This window comes from Erwinia wuhanensis (assembly GCF_030484085.1).
In the GTDB taxonomy this organism is placed as follows: domain Bacteria; phylum Pseudomonadota; class Gammaproteobacteria; order Enterobacterales; family Enterobacteriaceae; genus Erwinia; species Erwinia aeris.
The window spans coordinates 341,728-359,565 of record NZ_JAUJUH010000004.1 but is presented as its reverse complement, the minus strand read 5'-3'; the positions used below and the strand labels follow the sequence as shown (position 1 = coordinate 359,565).

The 17,838-nt window shown below is 47.9% G+C and carries 18 protein-coding genes; 5 read left to right on the top strand and 13 right to left on the bottom strand.

What is annotated here, in order from left to right:
- Positions 1-112: 112 nt before the first annotated feature.
- The 6 genes from QZH36_RS12285 to QZH36_RS12260 all read right to left on the bottom strand — a co-directional run bounded on the left by QZH36_RS12285 (position 113) and on the right by QZH36_RS12260 (position 7,013).
- A complete protein-coding gene (locus tag QZH36_RS12285; protein ID WP_301730325.1) occupies positions 113-1,057 on the bottom strand; it encodes a fimbrial protein in 945 nt (314 codons plus the stop codon).
- 43 nt (positions 1,058-1,100) lie between these two features.
- The gene (locus QZH36_RS12280; protein ID WP_301730324.1) at positions 1,101-3,545 is read right to left on the bottom strand and encodes a fimbria/pilus outer membrane usher protein; all 2,445 of its coding nucleotides are present in this window, start codon (positions 3,543-3,545) and stop codon (positions 1,101-1,103) included.
- Positions 3,546-3,738: 193 nt separating this feature from the next.
- Complete coding sequence (locus tag QZH36_RS12275) at positions 3,739-4,422, bottom strand: fimbrial biogenesis chaperone (RefSeq protein WP_301730323.1); 684 nt, start codon at positions 4,420-4,422, stop codon at positions 3,739-3,741.
- Positions 4,423-4,486: 64 nt separating this feature from the next.
- Positions 4,487-5,029: a fimbrial protein gene (locus QZH36_RS12270; protein ID WP_301730322.1), complete on the bottom strand. Its 543-nt coding sequence runs from the start codon at positions 5,027-5,029 to the stop codon at positions 4,487-4,489.
- 191 nt (positions 5,030-5,220) lie between these two features.
- Positions 5,221-5,997: a transcriptional regulator gene (locus QZH36_RS12265; protein ID WP_301730374.1), complete on the bottom strand. Its 777-nt coding sequence runs from the start codon at positions 5,995-5,997 to the stop codon at positions 5,221-5,223.
- Positions 5,998-6,374: 377 nt separating this feature from the next.
- Positions 6,375-7,013 (bottom strand): transcriptional regulator, encoded by a 639-nt coding sequence (locus tag QZH36_RS12260; protein WP_301730321.1) that lies wholly within the window; start codon positions 7,011-7,013, stop codon positions 6,375-6,377.
- Positions 7,014-8,516: 1,503 nt separating this feature from the next.
- Between QZH36_RS12260 and hemA the strand changes: the two genes are divergently transcribed.
- From hemA to QZH36_RS12240, 4 genes are read left to right on the top strand one after another with little or no spacing between them, the layout of a single operon-like run.
- Complete coding sequence (gene hemA / locus QZH36_RS12255) at positions 8,517-9,770, top strand: 5-aminolevulinate synthase (RefSeq protein ID WP_301730320.1); 1,254 nt, start codon at positions 8,517-8,519, stop codon at positions 9,768-9,770.
- A complete protein-coding gene (locus tag QZH36_RS12250; RefSeq protein WP_301253268.1) occupies positions 9,767-10,279 on the top strand; it encodes a GNAT family N-acetyltransferase in 513 nt (170 codons plus the stop codon). Before hemA ends, QZH36_RS12250 begins: the two co-directional genes overlap by 4 nt.
- Before the next feature lie 6 nt (positions 10,280-10,285).
- Positions 10,286-11,371 carry a Gfo/Idh/MocA family protein gene (locus QZH36_RS12245; protein ID WP_301253270.1) on the top strand — a complete coding sequence of 362 codons (1,086 nt, stop codon included), beginning with the start codon at positions 10,286-10,288 and terminating at the stop codon, positions 11,369-11,371.
- 12 nt (positions 11,372-11,383) lie between these two features.
- A complete protein-coding gene (locus QZH36_RS12240) occupies positions 11,384-12,568 on the top strand; it encodes an MFS transporter (RefSeq protein ID WP_301253271.1) in 1,185 nt (394 codons plus the stop codon).
- Positions 12,569-12,698: 130 nt separating this feature from the next.
- Here the strand turns inward: QZH36_RS12240 and QZH36_RS12235 are convergent, their stop codons facing one another.
- The 4 genes from QZH36_RS12235 to QZH36_RS12220 form a co-directional block, all read right to left on the bottom strand.
- Positions 12,699-13,712: a zinc-dependent alcohol dehydrogenase family protein gene (locus QZH36_RS12235; RefSeq protein WP_301253272.1), complete on the bottom strand. Its 1,014-nt coding sequence runs from the start codon at positions 13,710-13,712 to the stop codon at positions 12,699-12,701.
- A gap of 306 nt (positions 13,713-14,018) precedes the next feature.
- Positions 14,019-14,153, bottom strand: a complete 135-nt coding sequence (locus QZH36_RS12230; RefSeq protein ID WP_301253274.1) for a hypothetical protein — start codon at positions 14,151-14,153, stop codon at positions 14,019-14,021.
- A 3-nt stretch (positions 14,154-14,156) separates the two neighbouring features.
- Positions 14,157-14,576, bottom strand: a complete 420-nt coding sequence (umuD, locus tag QZH36_RS12225) for a translesion error-prone DNA polymerase V autoproteolytic subunit (RefSeq protein WP_253455981.1) — start codon at positions 14,574-14,576, stop codon at positions 14,157-14,159.
- 195 nt (positions 14,577-14,771) lie between these two features.
- Positions 14,772-15,032, bottom strand: a complete 261-nt coding sequence (locus QZH36_RS12220; RefSeq protein ID WP_253455977.1) for a helix-turn-helix domain-containing protein — start codon at positions 15,030-15,032, stop codon at positions 14,772-14,774.
- Between the two features lie 115 nt (positions 15,033-15,147).
- Between QZH36_RS12220 and QZH36_RS12215 the strand changes: the two genes are divergently transcribed.
- Positions 15,148-15,363: a helix-turn-helix domain-containing protein gene (locus tag QZH36_RS12215; protein ID WP_301730373.1), complete on the top strand. Its 216-nt coding sequence runs from the start codon at positions 15,148-15,150 to the stop codon at positions 15,361-15,363.
- Positions 15,364-15,839: 476 nt separating this feature from the next.
- Here QZH36_RS12215 and QZH36_RS12210 read toward each other — a convergent pair whose 3' ends face one another.
- The 3 genes from QZH36_RS12210 to QZH36_RS12200 form a co-directional block, all read right to left on the bottom strand.
- On the bottom strand, positions 15,840-16,943 hold the full coding sequence (locus QZH36_RS12210) for a glycosyltransferase (RefSeq protein WP_253455974.1): 1,104 nt from the start codon (positions 16,941-16,943) through the stop codon (positions 15,840-15,842).
- Positions 16,944-17,010: 67 nt separating this feature from the next.
- Positions 17,011-17,466: a hypothetical protein gene (locus tag QZH36_RS12205; RefSeq protein WP_253455971.1), complete on the bottom strand. Its 456-nt coding sequence runs from the start codon at positions 17,464-17,466 to the stop codon at positions 17,011-17,013.
- 48 nt (positions 17,467-17,514) lie between these two features.
- A complete protein-coding gene (locus tag QZH36_RS12200) occupies positions 17,515-17,820 on the bottom strand; it encodes a hypothetical protein (RefSeq protein WP_253455969.1) in 306 nt (101 codons plus the stop codon).
- Positions 17,821-17,838 lie beyond the last annotated feature (18 nt).

Below are 17,838 nucleotides of genomic sequence, written 5' to 3'. Positions count from 1 at the left end.
GAATGCAGGTTAAACGCACTCTTGAGGAATTAATTTGTTAGTTTTGACTGCATGTATATCTTATGAATTCTGAATTGAATATAAATTTTTTAACTTCAAATGTCAGCCAGCATCAATTTTGAGTAATAGTAAAAGTCATGGCGGCATTGGCTTTCCCTGGTGAAATCTCTCCGGTTTGTTTGTAGCGGGCAATCAATGGGATTTCGATGCTTTTTTCCGCTGCGGCGTGGTAAGTCTTTGCCGCAGCAAAAGTAAGCGGGGTTCTGCTACTGTCCAGAACCTCAATGCCGACGCCCGCCGCTGCTTCCGCATCCGCATCAATTTCCAGCAGGCCGTCAGCGGATGAATTTCCTACCGGATTGAACGTTACCTGAACCGGAATATTATCTGCTTCACACTGTAGTATTACGCTAAAGTTGCGTTCTGAAGAGGCAGCCGTGCTGCCCACGCCGCTGAACTCACTGCGGTTTGGGCTGCCGAGGTTCACAGTTTGATTTTGTGAATTCACATCCGCCAGACAGCTTTTTTGAATAATGGCCAGGCTGTTTACCGTCAGCGTTGCAAAGGCTCCGCCGTTCAGATAGAAATTGGCATAAACCTTACTACCGATTGCTGAAGGCGTTATTGGGCCAGTTTTTACAAAGGTCAGTTTGACTTCATTCTGGTTTACCCAGGGCGTCAGCGAATTGGGTGAAACGGATGTATTAAGAGGAACGTTTACGCCTGCCTTGTAAAGATCGCTAATGATGACGCCCACACCTGCAATTCCTGTTTCATAGGCACCTGCTACAGTTGTACTGGCCGTTAACAGAGAGGCGGAGCGATAAGGCGTGCTTCCTGTGCAGATAACGGTAAATGTCTGACCGGCAAATCCCTTACCGTAGCGGATACCTATTTGTTCCCCTATATTCACTCTTGGATCCACCGCTAATGTTAATGCGCCGGTCGAGGCTTTAACTGTCGAACCCATTACGCAGCTTCCAACGCAAGAAAACGAGGGCAGGGATAATAATAAAAAAATTATTCTTACTTTCAGGCTAAATTTAAAAACTCTCATTGCTGCAATACTCCTTCTGCCCAGCAGAATGAATCCTTTCCAATTACCGACAGACGCCAGTCAAAGATTGAACACCGTTCCCGGTTTTCTTTTCAGATAGCTTATAGTTCACGCGACACTGCTGTTCTTTGGCTTTACCCCATTGCACCAGCAAAGTCCCTGAAGGTTTAAGCCCATTGAGATAAACCTGGCCGGCTTCTCCGACAATATATCCCTGCTTATCCTGTTCATTAGCCTCCACCACCATTGCGCCAAAAGGAACCGGCTGGCCGTTATGCGTCAGCGTCATGATCCCTCTGCCGCCTACCCGGGCGGAAAAACGGGCATGAACAATCGCACCTCGTGTGGGCACTACACTTTGAGTGCTTAACGCCAGATCGACATCTTCAGGCAGCGTGGTGGTATCAAGCGCAATATCTGAGCGACGATAAGGGGCAACGTTCGGTACAACGGTATAACCACGGAAATCCGTTTTAACGCCGGTCTGGTTAATTAACTGTACGCCGCTGGCGCCTTCCGCCTCCACTAACGCTGCCGTATTGCCAAAGGGCTGGCTCAAAGTGACGCCTTTACTATGGATAATCACGCCGCCCTCGGCACCATAGCTCACTCTTTTCATCGTCTGGTCATAGCCATAACCGGCGGTGACCTCACCGTAAGTACCGCGATAATCGGCGTCAAGATTGCCACTGTTGCCCGTCCCCTGGCTGGCATACCCCTGGCGCAGGTTCCAGGCAAGGTTGTTGTTTTCCAGCGCCGTACCGCTCAGGCCAGCGCTGTGGCTGACGCTTCCCGGTTTGCTGCTGGTCACCGTATAGTTCGCCCAGCTGTTGGGCAGCCAGCGACTCAGCGGCATGGAAACGTTGAAGGAAAAGATCCGATCTTTGGCGTCAGTGCGATTGCCGGAGAAGTCAGACGAATTACGGTTAAAGCTGTAGCTTACGCCGTAGCTGATGCCGTTATAACTGTTGTTGTAGCTGGTAGAAACCGACTCCATCCGGCGGTTGGTACGCCAGTAGTCTTCCCGTAACAGGCTGAGGCTCAGGGCGCCTGCGGACTGGCCCAGATGCTGGTTCAGCGTCAGCTCCGTGCGGTTACGCGCCTGTTCCCGGTACAATGAGCTGTAGCCTGAACGCCAGGTATCCATCAGCTCGGGCAGAGAATAGTAATCACGGGTCGAATAGCGGTAACCGGCAATGGCAAAGTTAGTCCCCGTTTCATAAAAGTTTTTACTGTAGCGGAGTCGTACGGACTGGCCGTCGGTTTTGCCCTGGTCTTTTACCGTTGACCAGGCATTAATCACGTCGGCAGAGAACGCGCCCAGGCCGCCAAAATTTTTACCGATGCCGAAGGCGAGCGACTGGTAGTTTGCGGCAGCCTGTAAGCCGCCAAACAGCGTAATATTCCAGGGCAGGCCGTAGATAACCGTCGCCTGGCTGAAATATCTTTCATCAACGGCGCTGTCGTAAGGACGATAGTTACCCGTGGTGAAGCTGTATTTAAGATAGCCTTCACGCGCCAGTACCGGCAGGGAAGCATAAGGCACAACCAGATTCTGCTCACTGCCATCGGCTTCTTTGATGGTGACGTATAAATCACCGCTGCCGCCGGTAGCGTACAGGTCGGCGATCTCAAAAGCGCCCGGCGCAACATAGCTTTGATAAATGATATAGCCGTTCTGGCGAATAATAACCTGAGCATTTGTCCGGGCCGTTCCTCGTACTACCGGAGCGTAACCGCGCAGGCTCTCCGGTAGCATTTCATCATCTGTAACCAGCTGCGCGCCAAGAAAAGGCACGCTTTCGAAGATATCGGCAGGCGAGGTGCTTTCGCCTACGGTAAGCTGCGCTTTCAGCGGAATAATATTACGTTGCAGATAGGTATAGACGGCATCCCATTTGCCTTTATCTTTTGAGGTGCTGCTGCGGTTCCAGGCGGTGTAATTGCGTAGCCGCCATGCTCCCATGTTCAATCCGGGGCGCAGATTAAGGTACTGGCTGTCGCTGTCGTGAGCATGAATGTCACGGGCATAATTATTAGCCGCAGAAAATCGGTAGTTCAGGAAAAGCGCCGTCAGCCCTTCATCATACTGCTCTGGCGAAATAAATCCCCTGACGCTGGTGCGCAGTGCTGCTTGCGGAATACTTAACATCAGTCGCTGAGTATTAAAATTGAAGGTGACAGAGGCCTGCGGTATCGCGGTAACCGCAACGCATCCCGCCGCGTTCTCTTTTAAATCCGGAAAGGCCGTGGTGCGCACGCCGTAGGAAGCCAGCAGTTGCAGGCTTAAACAGGGCTGTAGAACCTTCTCGCTTGCTGACCGCTCGTGGCTAAAAAAGGTGATTTTTTTAGTTTCGACAAAGCTATCGTTAATAAAAATATCGACTACATAATCGCCCGGCGCCTGAGACTGCGGATTCTCGAATACCGACAGATCGGTTATCTCCGTACTTCCGCTGCTGGTTTGGAGAAAATTGGGGTTGAACATCTCCCTCGCATTAGCCTGCTTTTCAATCAGACCAGCCAGCAGGGCTGGCAGCATCAGTGGCCAAAGGCAACGGCTAATTTTTTTCTTACATCTGGCAGATGAGGTTCCATACATAATCACATTCCATTGCGTAAGTACAGGTGGGTCGAAAGTTGCAAAAGTTAAAAAAACTTTCGTGATTCATCCTTTAAAATTAAAGTGAAGCATGGTGTAGCTCGCCGATACCGCCATAATCATTTATTAACTTCCAGCTGATGCTGCCAGCAACATTGCTGGCCGGAAGTTTAAAGGTTGCGGATGAGCGTGGCGCGACCAGTCCACCTTCGGTAATACTGTTATTATTAATTTTTATAAACATAAAATTCATATAGTAATCAGAAGGGTTGGTAACGGTTAACGTTGTTCCTTCTGTTTTCCAGACCAGCTCATCAGTATGCTTTTCCGCTGTTTCTCCCGAAAGGGCATCTGGCCTGTAAATCAGTTTGAGTCGGGAGCGCACGGCTATTTGCAGCGTGTTTCTGTTCTCTTCTGATGATGAGGGAATAGACTTGATATTGAGCCAATAAAGAGACTCTTTATCCTGAGGCAATGCACGTGCTCCCCGAATAATGCGCAGCAGGTTCTTTTGACCGCCATCCATTCTGAATAAAGGCGGCGTGACAATAAAAGGGGGCGTATCTTTAATGGTATTTCCCTGTTCATCTTCGACCCATGACTGGATTAAATAAGGAGAGGTATCCGGGTTTTCTATACCGATCGCTTTTTCTTTTTTGTTTCCTTCGTAAATCAGCCGGCTACCCCCAATAATGACGCCAGCGTTGGCGCCTGAGATACTTAACATCCCGATAAGAAACAGGAAAATATGGAAATGTCGCATGTTTTATCCTCCTGGGAGCGATGAAAAACACCATCCGTAACGGATGGTGTTAACGTTCAGCAAATTAATAATTAACGGTAAAAGTCGCTACGGAGTTAGCCGGGCCAGCAGTGACGGTAGCCGCTTTCTGGATATAGCGAGCATAGAAGTCCAGAGTATTGGAAGTGGTACCAGAAGTCAGCGGATAGGAAGCTGACTCGGTATATAAAGGCAGAACGCCACTGCTGTCGGAGAGCTGAATACCTACGCCTGTTGCAACGCCTGCTTCATCAGTCAAAGCCAGCACGGTGTTATCACCTGCATAGGCGATACCATCAAATTTTATTTTTGCCGTGGCTGCGGTTGCCGGACAGTCCTTCAGGGTAAGAGTAAATTTAGTGGCGCTGGCACTGCCGCCAGCCGTTGATCCTACGCCGCTAAACGCGGATTTATGAACATTTCCCATGATAACATCCATGGTTGTCGCGCCAGCACCGTCGAGGTCAACAGTACAGGCAGTATCGATAATGCTGCCTTTAAAGTTAATTGTCCCGTCTGCGGCAGCTGCGGAAGTAGTAGAGAAAATGGTTAATAAAGCCAGCGCTGACAGCGCGTTATAAATTTTCATAGTGCTATTCCTTGTTAATAATAATCCTGATAATGCAATTTAAATAAGGCATTCCCGGTAACCTATAGCCGATACGCTAAAAGCAACGGGAATTATCTGTTGCCTGCAAGCTGATGCAGCGCCGATAATATAATCGTAAGATTTGGAAGTAGTCTATATGAAGCATTGTGAATTTATGTTGTTGATGAGATTCATCTGAACAGACTAAGGTTGGGGGACTTGTGAATCACAGCGTGATTTTGTGAAAGAGAGAACCTTCTGTTCATTAAAACAATTTCAGAACAGTCGGTGTTTTGTTTTGCAAAACAAAAAGCTAATTCGCTTTTTTGCTCTTTCGTGGTGGGGGTGATCCCTTTGGCATTTACAGCATAACTGTTAATCAATGTTATGATGACAGAGATTATCAAAGCGATAAGGATCATCGAGAAGATGTGCCTGCATTCATCTCCGTCCGTGAAAAAAAATCGGATTTCCCCTCGATTAAAAAAAGGAAGGGCCTTCCGGGAGCTCTCCTTTTTCTCCGCTTGTGGTGCTATTTTCATATTATGGATTTTATTGTATGACATTTTAATAACATCATTCTCCGGACCCGTTTCTCTGATTTTTTGGTGTGTTATCGTAATGTTCTGGCATAAGGTTAGCCCCTTATGAGGAACGGTAACAATAAATTCACCACTTAATCCGGCCTGCTTTAAAGTTTTGCGCAATATTGATATGTTCTGGTAATAAGTGTTTTGTGAGACGACAACGCCGTTTTTTTGCCAAACCTCTTCAAGGAAATGCTCCCTGGATATCACGGAATGCGGATTCATTAACAGCAGAGTAAGACAACGGCTGGCAGGCATATTCAGCCTGATTTCCTGGTTATGCATGATATTCCTTATAATGCATTTATCAGGATCAAACGTGATCTCTTCATTGATAATGAAGATCACGCCATTTTTTTTACCGATAAGATTTTTTCCCATAGTTATCACTGATGCCTCCTGCACCTGTCAAAGTCATTGCTGCTCAGTCCACTGTTTAAGATCCATCGCGCCATTTAATGATAAAAATAAGTGAAGCAGGCGCCTGAAGTGGTCTGGCCTATCGCTATTCTTATAGTAACAAGATAGTGAAGTCTACAGCAGGGCTGTTGAATTATATCTTATTCACAGGAGATTTTTTTCAGAACGGCGTTCGCCGATCTTCCTTCTTATCTGCTATATGCAACAGCAGAAAAGATGGCCGCCCATCCACGTATTAAAGAGTGTGAAGCTTTCCTTCTTCTTATGGTGTTTTGTGCTTTTTGATCCGAATGGATAAAATCCATCCGGAACTGTTAATTAATATTTATGGTAGGTGTTTAAGGGAAAACTTTGATGGTTATAATAAAATCAAAAAAGAATAAAAGCGTGAATAAGAAAGATGTTTTATATCGTTTCCAGCCTGCATGGGGGAACTTCAGCATTGCTTTTTTTCTCTGCGTTCCTTGTATCAATGCACATGGCTTAACTCCTGGCGAATCGGAGAAAGCTTGTTCTGCCGCGGGCTTAATGCCCGGCGAAGCGACTTCAGTCGGGGCGGTTCCGACGGTAGGTTCAGGCTGGCTGCAGGCCGCCAGCCTGCCTTCCATATGATTAAGCGGGTCTGCTGAAGCTACGGGCAGGATTTTGATTTCAACGGATCGTGGCAGCATCAGTCCTTTACGGGGCACCGTGACAATAGTGTTCTCGTCCAGCCCGGTTTTTTTTAAACATTTACGTAGCAGGCAAATATTTTGATAGTAAGTATTGGCTGTTACATATTTTCCATTTTTATGCCATATCTCATTCATAAAATCCTGCTGAGTGATTATCTCACCCTGTTTTCTTATTAATTCAAGAAAACACAGGCTGGCCGGGTGGTTAAGAGTAATGGCATCAGCTGTACCGTTTAAAAAAAATAGCTTATTATCAGCCGGGCTAAACTTTATAGCATTATTGATAACATAAGAATTGTTCATGTTCCCTCTGAATATCCTCTTCATATCCCTTTGTATGAATAAAAATACCACATTTCTTTTATTCAGCAACAGAGATTTACGAATTTTCCTAATCGTTGCCAATTAAGCTTATGTCAGAGTGATTAAATGGGTAGGTGGGCACCACCTCGCGGATTACTACCCCCAGTATGATCGCTTCCTGTAGCTGATTACCCTCAATCGTTTGCCCGCAATCGGTGACGATTCGTTGTGGATTATTTCCGATACGCGCCCATTCGCAGCGGCCTGCCACATCAATCAGCACGCGGCTGCCCGCTACGGCAGGTCGGTAACGATCGATAATGCAAAAGCCGCCGTTGCAGGCGCAGAGATAGCAATCATTGTATCTGAATGAAACTAACAATTAGTTATTAATAAGCCAATGATTTTAAGAAGTATTTACCTACTAACTTTTATTATGTGTTTTGTATCGGTTGCTTACTTAAGTTAGCGGCTAACGTGTTAAGTGCTATGGCTGTCGCTGGGAGATATATTTCCCCTGGCGTTAGCAGTAAGCTGCAGACGCCAGGACTTAACGTCGCAAGCGCCGTAAAGCCCGTTCACCGTAGTTAAAAGGGTTTACCGTAGCTCATTTTTTGCTGGGAGTTAGTTTAAGCCGTTCAGAGGAAGGTATAGTTCGGCAGCGCTGTATATGCCTGTAACCGGCTACGCCGGGCGCGCTGAGATGTTTGACATCAGTGTCACTCTCAGCGGCATTCAGGCCTGGCTGCGCACTGCTCGCCAGACTCAATCGCCTCAGGTAGGGAGGCTCAACCGGACTGAATGTCCGCTTTTGCCGAAGCGGACATTCCGACCAGATGCAGCTCCGCTGTTTTGAACTGGATACTCACTTAACACTATCTTGGTTATAATCAGAGCAAAGAATGACAGCCATCAGATTATGGCTTCGTTTATATTATGTACCTTAATGGCACCAATAACCTCTCAGGTATTAGACGTTAGAGGAGTCGATGATATTCTGCCTTCCTTTAATAGCGCCTGCGCTTCAGCGATAAGCTGTCTAAAAGACGGAGACCGGGAGATACCATTGCATCCCCGAATGGCGAGCTAATAATGCCTTTACTGAACAGCCAGCAGCGTCAATCACCGCCTGTAAACACCGGCCAGCCTGCTATCGCCGAGCGGCATGGCTACCACCTGAAGTCCTGTGTGTATCAGCTCAAGTAGTTCATCATTAATACTTATCCTCAAGCATGAGGTTTATCTCAAAAAGAGAAGTCGCCTATTACAGGGAAGTGTGTTTTTTAATCAGCTCCGTGAGTTTTCTAATAAAATTGTTCACAAAACAGCCTTTTTAAATAAGCTTTAGTTATATATAAGTCCTGCCAAGCCTAACACATCGTCTTATAACAAAAACGCAACATTAAGTTACAAACAAGCAATGAATCATTAGATTAACTTAGTTATCATTGTCGACCTCTTAAACATAACTTTACATTTAACGTTAAAGTAGGCCGCAAGAAAATGATTAACTCATTGAAATACAGTGAATTTATTGAATCAAGGATTTCTGATCTTAAGGCTAGCGGACAGTATCGCACGTTTCAAACCATCAACCGGATTAAGGGTTCGTATCCGGAAGCCTATACCGGCGATGATGACCAGAAAAAAGTGGTAGTCTGGTGCAGTAATGACTATTTAAATATGTCACAAAATCCCCAAGTTATTGAGTCCATGCATCAAGCAATTGAACAGTATGGCGCGGGATCGGGTGGTTCCAGAAACATTGGCGGTACGCACTCCTATTTTGAAAAACTAGAAAACGCTATTGCTGACTGGCATGGTAAAGAAGCGGCCCTGGTATTTCCTACTGGCTACAGCTCAAATGATGCCACCATTCAGTGCTTGCTCAGACTCTTCGATGACTGCGTTGTCTTTTCCGATGCTTCGAATCATGCATCAATAATCAATGGTATCCGCAGTACTGTTATTGAGCGAAAAATATTCCGTCACAATGATGTTAAAGATCTGGAAAGACTACTTTCAGAGCAGCCTGTTGACCGTCCTAAAATCGTTATATTCGAATCCGTTTACTCAATGGACGGTGACATCGCGCCAGTTAAAGAAATTGTCGCGCTTTCAAAAAAATATAACGCGCTGACCTATATTGATGAAGTTCATGCCATAGGCATGTATGGCCCCAACGGGGCGGGTATTGCTGCCGGTCTTGGTATAGCCGACCAGATAGATATTATCCAGGGAACAATGGCGAAAGCTATCGGCGTTATCGGTGGTTATATTACTGCAAGCGCGCTGATTATCGACGCTATCCGCTCTTTTGCCTCTGGGTTTATATTTACAACTTCATTACCGCCGGCAATCACTGCCGCCTGCTATACGAGCATTCAGCACCTGAAGAGCTCGAACGCAGAGCGAGATGAGCTGCATAAGAAAACAGCGCTGCTCAGGAAACTCCTTCTGAAAAAAAACATCCCGGTAATGCCGATCAGTACCACTCACATCCTGCCAGTACTAATAGGAAGTGCGGATAAATGTAAAAAATCGGCACGTTACCTTCTTGAGAAAAAAGGCATTTATCTTCAGCCTATCAACTTTCCTAGCGTACCGGTTGGCACAGAAAGATTTCGAGTAAACGTGACGCCAGGCCATTCTGAAGCACAAATCTACGCTCTGGCAGATGCTCTGGAAGAAGTGTTCCGCATAATGGACGTGCCTTTTATTCAAAAATCACCTCAGGAGTTAAATACTGTCGCATGAAAGTTTTGGAAACCAGCCCCCCCCTCAGCGCGAAATGCGTGACAGCCGGAACAGCGGATATTGAAGGGTTAATTCGTCTTCGGAAGCTGCTCCTCAGCGACGGCGACGCCCACTATTCTGCGACCTCATCCGAGGAAGACTTAGCGTGGCAGCTGCACTACCAAAAGTGGCTTCTTCAGAAGCTTAATGAACCCACAGGTAATGTGAGGGTTGTGGTTATACATGACGAAGCGGACAACATAATTGCCTGCGCAACGGGCATTCTGGATGAACGAGCGCCCATGCCTGGCATTTTGAACGGCGTGCAGGGATGGATTCAGTCTGTGGTAGTGGCGCCAGAATGGCGAGGTAATGGCCTCGCCAGCCTTCTTCTTTCTGCTTTATTTTCATGGTTTAGCGCCAGGGATGCAGGAAAGGTAGTGCTGCAAACAACGCCAGCAGGTGATGCGCTGTACAGAAAACTTGGATTCAAAAATTCAGGTGAAGATCTTCTGATCAAAATACTGTGAGGAAAAATGGCCGCGTTAAATGTTCTTATTATTGGTCCCGGCTATGCCGGGAAAAGGTATATCAACGCTTTTCAGTCCTTAGAAGGGGAATTCAGGGCGACTGAATTTAACTATGCTTATGTCGCAGTAAGTAAGAAAGATCTGCCGTTCACTTACTATTCTAATATTGAACAAGCGCTTAAGCAGCACCTCCCGGATGTTATTGTTGTGGCGGTCTCAGATGGAAATCATGCTGAAGTCCTTTTCCAGCTGGAGGGCTATAGCGGTTTTATTATCTGTGAGAAACCGCTGGTTAATTCGGCAGACGATCTTCATCGCATCCGGCAGGCGCTCGTCAATACGCTTGGATTCTGTATGGATATGGTTGAAAGGTATTCTGAAGCCACCGACTATTTAAAAAATTATATTCGCGATAACAGCCTCACTCTGCTACGGGCAAACTTCATTTGGGGAAAAGACAGGATACACGACCACAGAACTACCTGTGGCGTACCCAGTGAAATTATTCACTCTCTTGATCTGGTGGAATGGGTGGCGGGCATAAATGAGCATCTGGAGCTTGATGCCGCTATTGGGACAGAATCTAACTTTTCCATATCTGGCGATAACATCCTTGATAGCGTGTCAGTTACTGCCCGGCTTGGAGAAGCCCTTATCACCGGCTATAGCAGCTTTACCAATATAATTCGTCAGCGTACGCTCGATTTTATCTTTTCATCGCCAGAAAAAGAGCTGGTGTATGCCCGGCTGACGTTTGATACGCCTGAGTGGGACAATGACCATCTCAGGCTATGGAAGCACACAAAGCAGGGTGACGAATTGATTCAGGCATTTACCACCTCTTTCGATGAGTCTGAACAGGCGTTAAAAACAATTCAGAAGCTCAGGAAGCAGGTGCGGGAAGTCATTCATTATCTTCTGAATAACTTACCGCCTGAACACGCTTTTGCCGATCTCGATACTTCGCTCAGATTACAGAGGCTGCTTAACACGATTGAGCATAAAGTGCGCCGACTTGGCCCGGCAAACTATGTCCTTAAAGATGAAAGGGAATTGTTCACTGAAGATGGCAGCCTTGAGCAATTAGGCTAGGCGGTTTCACCATTGTTTGAAGGTTATATGAAAAAGATTATTTTCTTATCCATAGGAATGTTCGCTTTAGGTCTGGATGCGTATGTCATCGCCGGTATACTGCCGGCAATCGGACTCACCTATGGCACTAGTGAAGCTCAAAATGCCCAGACCGTCACTGCGTTTACGCTTTGTTATGCTGTTGCCGCCCCTCTGTTTTCCGCCCTTCTGGCCGGAAAATCTGTTCGTAAAATTCTTAGTGTCGCGTTAGTGATTTTTTCCGTTGCGAATATCGGCAGCGCATTAAGTCCCGACCTGCATACTTTATTATTCTTTCGGGCGATTGCAGGAACAGGGGCGGGGCTTTTCTCACCGGTTGCAGCGGCGGCGGCGGCGGCCCTGGTTAGTCCGGAACGTAAGGGCCGCGCGCTGAGCATGATCCTGGGCGGCATGAGCACCGGAACGGTAATTGGCGTGCCTTTGGGGCTAATCCTCTCGTCCCACTTTGGATGGCAAAGCACCTTGTGGCTGGTAACCGTTATTGGTGTCGTTGGGCTGATTGGCGTGGTAGCGGGCTTTCCTGATATCACCGTTTCAACACCGCCTTCGTTATCGGCTCGCTTTAAGATGTTAGGCAATCGTCAGGTAGCTGCAACCGTTGGTGTCACCTTTCTGACGGCACTCGCCAGTCTTGGCCTTTATACTTTCATTGCGCCCGTGCTTAAGGAAGTCTCTGATGTGAATGCTATTACGCCTTACTTATGGGCGTGGGGCATTGGCGGGATGATAGCAAGCTTCAGTGTGGGCCATGTGATCGACTGGTGTAAAAAACCCGCCATTTTACTGGTCTTCATTTTGCTGATTATGGCCCTGTCGCTGTTGAGCATACCGATTACTTCTCAGTATGGGCCGGCGTTCGCCTTTCTCTCTTTCATCCTCTGGGGAGCTACAGGTTGGTCATCGCTTGCTCCTCAACAGCACAGTTTGCTCAGAATGCAGCCGGAGCACGGCGCAGCTGTGGTAGCGCTGAACAGTTCCAGCAATTATTTAGGCGGTGCGGTAGGGACTATCTGCGGTGGGTTACTGATTTCTTACGGCATCCACGCCAGCAACCTGCCTTATTTCGCTGGCACAGTAGCAGCACTGGCCCTGGTGAGCCATCTGGGGATCCTGGCATCACGACGGACTGCGGCTCGCGAAAACTCTTTCAATAATTAAAACAGTTTAACAGGGGCCAACTCAGGCCCCTTTATTTTACAGCGTTTACGGCCATAGTGACTGATCTGTTCAAACCATACCGGCTCTGAATCATCTACACAGCACGCTTAAATCCTGCCGCTATTTTAATCTATTGAAGAGTAATAACAATTTTGCCCGTGTGTTTTTTCCCCTGCATAAAGCGCCAGGCTTCTACCGCATCGTCAAACGTAAAAGTCCTACTAATTAAAGGATGAAGTTGTGCCTGAGAGATAGCTCTGTTCATGTCTTCAAAGTCTTCACGCGAGCCCACACTCATTGGCATAAGCACTGCACCACTTGCATAGATATCCATAAAGTTCAGCATGCTGTTACCCCCGGAAGCAAAGCCAAGCAGAATAATTTCGCCACCCTTCGTACAGGATTTTATGGAGTGAGCTATGGTTCCTGGCCCCCCAACTTCTACAATACGATCCACACCTCTGCCTTCCGTCAATTCTCTGACCTGCTGATACCAGTCGCAATGCTGTGTGTAATTAATTATATGGTCAGCGCCCTGCTCACGGAGTAGCTGCTCTTTCTCCTGAGTTGAGGTCAGGGCAATCACTTTTACGCCCAGTAGCTTTGCAAATTGCACTGCGAACAACGATACTCCGCCGGTGCCCTGTATAAGAACCGTCTGGCCTGCTTTAAGCTGTCGCGGTTTCATCAGGCTGTTCCACGCAGTCACTGCCGCACAAGGCAAGGTGGAAGCCTCTTCAAAAGAGAGATGCTGCGGAATGGAGACCAGCGCCTCCTCACTGATAACTTTATACTGAGTCAGCCATCCATCCTCTTCCAGTCCCCATGCCCCTCTTCCAGTATCCTGAGTTAAGGCGCCAGCCTGCCAGTTAGGGAAAAATATGCCTGCGACTCTGTCTCCTTTACGGAATCGGCTCACATCATCACCTGTCTCGACGATTTCACCGGCCCCGTCAGATAGCGGAATGAGGCCTTTGCGTGGAGAAAGCGTTCCTTTGCCAAAGAGCATTGAGAGATCGCGGTAGTTAAGGCTACAGGCTCTGACTTTGACCAGCACTTCTCTTCGGGATGGTTTCGGCTCGTCTTCAATACGCATATTAAGGGCGTCCAGACTACCAAAGCTGTTGATGCGAAAACATTTCATAATAAAATCCTGTTCTTAATATTTGCAGCATTAACTTTAGACGATTCAGTAAAGAAGATGATATGTAATGTATATGCTGAAAATATAATCAGCTCAGATAGAGCTATTACTCTGTCAGAAGAAATTTGGAATCAACGCACTGAGCATTTATCGATCATACGAAACGCGACGCTCAATATTCGTAACCAGCAAGCGTATACCCTGAATCACCTAATAGCGTAAGTTCCAGGGTATGAAAGTCTATATTTCGCTCATAGCAGACCAAACAACACTCCAGAGCTGCTGACCTGAAAAGCATCAAATTAACTAACGTTTCTCACCACTCAGATCATTATTAGTCGGCACCAGCTCGTGCAGCCGACTGAACAAAAACTTAACCTGATGCGGCGGCGAAGTCTGAACGTCAGAGGCGCAGGCGCGGTAAACCCGATTTTTCAACATGGCTTACTCCATCGCCTTAATGGTGAAGGTCACCACGCCAAAAATATCCAGCTGCTCTTCTTCCGCCAGCACTATCGGCGGCCAGGCCTTGTTCATCGCCAGTAGCCGCACGTCCGGGCGCAGCTGCAGCTTTTTTACCGTGAACTCGCCGTTTACCGCCGCGACCACGATATCGCCGTGATCGGCGGCAATACCGTTATCGACCACCAGCAGGTCACCGTCATCGATCCCGGCATCCTTCATTGAGTCGCCGCTGACGCGAATGTAATAGGTGCTCTCCGGCCGCTGCACCAGCAGATCGTTTAAGTCCAGACGTTGTTCAACATGGTCGTGCGCGCTGGCAGGTGAGCCGCAGGGCACGCGGCTCATAAAGAGCGGCAGCCGCAGAAGCGCGCGGACTTCGACCGGACGAAGTAAATTCATGGGGTTATCCCGAAATAAGCTGTATATAAACACAGTATTATCATTTACGGGAAACGATCAAGCCTGACGATGGTTTTTTTGCTTCTGGCGACAGAGGAAAAGACATCGGAACAGGCGTACAGCTTGTGAAATAAGGGGAGCGACCGCAGGGCTGGCGATTGTCTGAAAAGCGACAGGGCCACTGTTAAAGCGGCGTCAGGCGGGACGTTGTCTCTGGTGCCAGAGCGCTAAAATCGTCTCGGCGAAGGCGTCATCAATCGTATAAAAATAGCATTCCGGCACGTTGAGCACTTTTGCAAAGGCGCACATCGTTTCAAACGTTGGACGATGGATCCCGCCTTCGTATTGCGAAACGCGCGAGCGCGCCGTTTCCTCTTCAATGCCTGCCAGAACGCCCAGCTTTTCCTGAGTCAGACGAGCATGGAGACGGGCGGCTTTCAAACGAGCTGGGATCATCAGTAACACCATCAACAATCATACATTGACTTACTGTTTAGCATTACTTAACATCGTAGTTGTTTAGTGATACTCAACAAGCAACGTCTGATGGAAGCTGACAAGGATGACAGAGATAACCGATAAGGACTGGCACCCGGCAGATATCATTGCCGAGCTGAAGAAGAGAGGCACGACGCTGTCTGCCGTTTCCCGCGAGGCTGGGCTGGCCTCGTCCACGCTGGCCAATGCGCTGAACCGCCATTGGCCAAAAGGGGAGAGGCTGATTGCCATAGCCCTGGACACCGAGCCGGAGCGCATCTGGCCTTCGCGATATAATAAACTCAGGTAAGGATGGCGGCGTTAAAATGATTAGCCGAATGTGTAACCGGTGAGCGTATCGCCTGTGATATTTCTGCGCTTACGCAACCCTTTTTTCATCAAATGGCTTCTTTATCAGCATCGACTTCGTCCCTCCGGATCGACAAATCTTTATCACATACCCCAGCAAGATAAATTTATTGCTGTAGCTGCCGGTCAGAACATTATGTTCAGACATACCGCACAGCGTCAGGTGACCAAACCGGCATAGCTAATAAAGAAGTTATACCGGAGCAGAATGCGGAGAAAGTTGAACAGGCACTGATGAGAATAAGAACTAAGCCCGAGGCATGAACAGACAACAAAGCGTTAAAAGCAAACGTTGCTAACATTCATTTGCGTTAATGAAATCGAAGCTGTTTTTGCAGTATAGAGTCCAGCCAAAAGCCTGACTGGCCATAGTTATTATCTGTTGGCGTAAGGATCAAATAGCGCAGCTGACGATGATTAACCGCTTAGCCTTGTAACAAGCTCTTTTGCAACGTCTGAAGGGCTGGCTTGTGCAGCCATTTCCACGGCAACCTGTGCCGAAGCTTCGCGCAATGCTTTATTGCCCAAAAAGGTATTGATCCCTTCGCTTGTGATGCCATTTTTACCGGGTATGATCCCACAGCCTCGCTCAACAACAGCTCTGGCGTTAACAGGTCGATCGGCACCTTCGCCAAACACTATCTGAGGGATGCCGCTGCGTAAGGCTGTCAGGGTGTTGCCTGCGCCGCCGTGATGAATAAATCCATCTGCGCCGTTGAGAAATACGCCCATCGGGATCCAGTCGACCAGTCTTACATTTGGCGGAAGCTGACGTAGGCCAACGCGTGCATTGGCCGCCAGCTGAAGAATAATGTCAGCATCCACGTCATCTGCCGAGTCCATGACCCACGAAATTAAATCCAGGCCATCGACCATGGGTTTAACGGTGCCAAGACTAACCAACAAACGCTTTCGTGTCGGGGTTCTCTCCCACCATTTTTGCCAGACGGCGCCCCCATTATAGGGAACGTACTGCATAGAAATGACGGGTTCGCCTTCATTTTTCAGGATGCTCATGCTCGGCGGTGTAACATCAATCCAGGCAAGATCGCGCGGCGGTGCAGTAACGCCATGACGAGCATAGGCATCGGCCAACGATTGCGTCACCATTTTTATATGCCATGACGTATGGGCGAAACCCACCGACTGCATCACAACAGGAATACGGTATTTGGCCGCGATCAGGGGGCCGACCACGCCAAGCGGAGGATAGACGATCAGGTCGGGCCGCCATTTGCCAGCCAGCTCTATAAGCCGGTCGGCCATTTGGTCACTGTAAAAAGAGAAGTTTCCTGTTTTATTGCTTTTTTTTCGTTTCTCTTCCTGACGTCGGTATTCGGATTCGGAATCAAGATTTGGCGCAGCATCAAACGTCACCAGACCTGCTTCGGCAGCCTTCTGTGCAAACTTTCCGGCGCTGGCGATTAGCACTTCATGTCCGTTAGCGCGAAATCCCTGAGCCAGAGATAGCACGGGAAATAGCAGGCCATATAAAGGAGGGCCGATAAAAAGAACGCGCATGGGAAAACCCTTCTCTACAAGAAATAATGATCAGCGTTTTGTCTGTCAGGTACGCCTCAGATTGAGACTATTTAGTCGCATCTTCAGAAGGTGCGCCGGCATTAAGCTGCTTAATAACTTTCTTCAGGATGTTATAGGGACCGGTAATCACCAGGGTTTCGTTTTTTCTGTTGAGATAAATCCGCTGAGATTTAAATTTCATATAGCGATGCGCCGGGATGTCGTAATAGCCCAAACCATTTTTTTTATATTTGTAACGCTCCAGGATTACTGCCAGCTTGTCCACATAATCGACAGAATCAATACGCAGGCGGCCTATACAAGTCAGCCAGAAATTAACGGAAAGTCCGCACAACATTCCGACAAAACCGTTCTGTACATTGCCATGACCAAACAAAGGCAGAACCCAGTAAATCACGGCGGAAAAAATAAGCACGACGGCGATGCAAAAGAGCAGGCGAAAACGGTCAAAACGCCACTGGTCAAGCAGGCTCAGTCGATGAAGCGTATAGCGAGTATTCACTTACTAATTTCCTTTCAATACAGAGCAGCCGCCCGCAGGTAAAACAGGTTAAGCGCCTGAAGACGATGAAGAAGAGGCTGAATCGCCGCCAAAATAGCTACCGACGGCATCGTAACCGGCAGAGATAGCCGAGCCAATGGCATCACCGCCAAAGTAACCAACGCCTGCACCTACACCGCTACCAATAATGGCACCGGCAGGCCCGCCCATGCCGGCACCGATTAAGGCTCCTTCTTCTGCTCCTGCATAGGCGCCAGCGGTGCCACCAACGGCAGAACCGATAGTCTGAGCAGCGCCCACAATATCCGCAGCCCCGCTGGCTAACTGCATTTCTTCAATACTTAAATTGCGCATTTTATTCTCCTTTGATGT

What these genes read in the sequence shown, in the direction of transcription:
- QZH36_RS12285 (WP_301730325.1), bottom strand. Translation starts at nt 1,057, where the DNA reads ATGAGAGTTTTTAAATTTAGCCTGAAAGTAAGAATAATTTTTTTATTA.
- QZH36_RS12280 (WP_301730324.1), bottom strand. Translation starts at nt 3,545, where the DNA reads ATGTTCAACCCCAATTTTCTCCAAACCAGCAGCGGAAGTACGGAGATA.
- QZH36_RS12275 (WP_301730323.1), bottom strand. Translation starts at nt 4,422, where the DNA reads ATGCGACATTTCCATATTTTCCTGTTTCTTATCGGGATGTTAAGTATC.
- QZH36_RS12270 (WP_301730322.1), bottom strand. Translation starts at nt 5,029, where the DNA reads ATGAAAATTTATAACGCGCTGTCAGCGCTGGCTTTATTAACCATTTTC.
- QZH36_RS12265 (WP_301730374.1), bottom strand. Translation starts at nt 5,997, where the DNA reads ATGGGAAAAAATCTTATCGGTAAAAAAAATGGCGTGATCTTCATTATC.
- QZH36_RS12260 (WP_301730321.1), bottom strand. Translation starts at nt 7,013, where the DNA reads ATGAACAATTCTTATGTTATCAATAATGCTATAAAGTTTAGCCCGGCT.
- hemA (WP_301730320.1), top strand. Translation starts at nt 8,517, where the DNA reads ATGATTAACTCATTGAAATACAGTGAATTTATTGAATCAAGGATTTCT.
- QZH36_RS12250 (WP_301253268.1), top strand. Translation starts at nt 9,767, where the DNA reads ATGAAAGTTTTGGAAACCAGCCCCCCCCTCAGCGCGAAATGCGTGACA.
- QZH36_RS12245 (WP_301253270.1), top strand. Translation starts at nt 10,286, where the DNA reads ATGGCCGCGTTAAATGTTCTTATTATTGGTCCCGGCTATGCCGGGAAA.
- QZH36_RS12235 (WP_301253272.1), bottom strand. Translation starts at nt 13,712, where the DNA reads ATGAAATGTTTTCGCATCAACAGCTTTGGTAGTCTGGACGCCCTTAAT.
- QZH36_RS12230 (WP_301253274.1), bottom strand. Translation starts at nt 14,153, where the DNA reads ATGTTGAAAAATCGGGTTTACCGCGCCTGCGCCTCTGACGTTCAGACT.
- umuD (WP_253455981.1), bottom strand. Translation starts at nt 14,576, where the DNA reads ATGAATTTACTTCGTCCGGTCGAAGTCCGCGCGCTTCTGCGGCTGCCG.
- QZH36_RS12220 (WP_253455977.1), bottom strand. Translation starts at nt 15,032, where the DNA reads ATGATCCCAGCTCGTTTGAAAGCCGCCCGTCTCCATGCTCGTCTGACT.
- QZH36_RS12210 (WP_253455974.1), bottom strand. Translation starts at nt 16,943, where the DNA reads ATGCGCGTTCTTTTTATCGGCCCTCCTTTATATGGCCTGCTATTTCCC.
- QZH36_RS12200 (WP_253455969.1), bottom strand. Translation starts at nt 17,820, where the DNA reads ATGCGCAATTTAAGTATTGAAGAAATGCAGTTAGCCAGCGGGGCTGCG.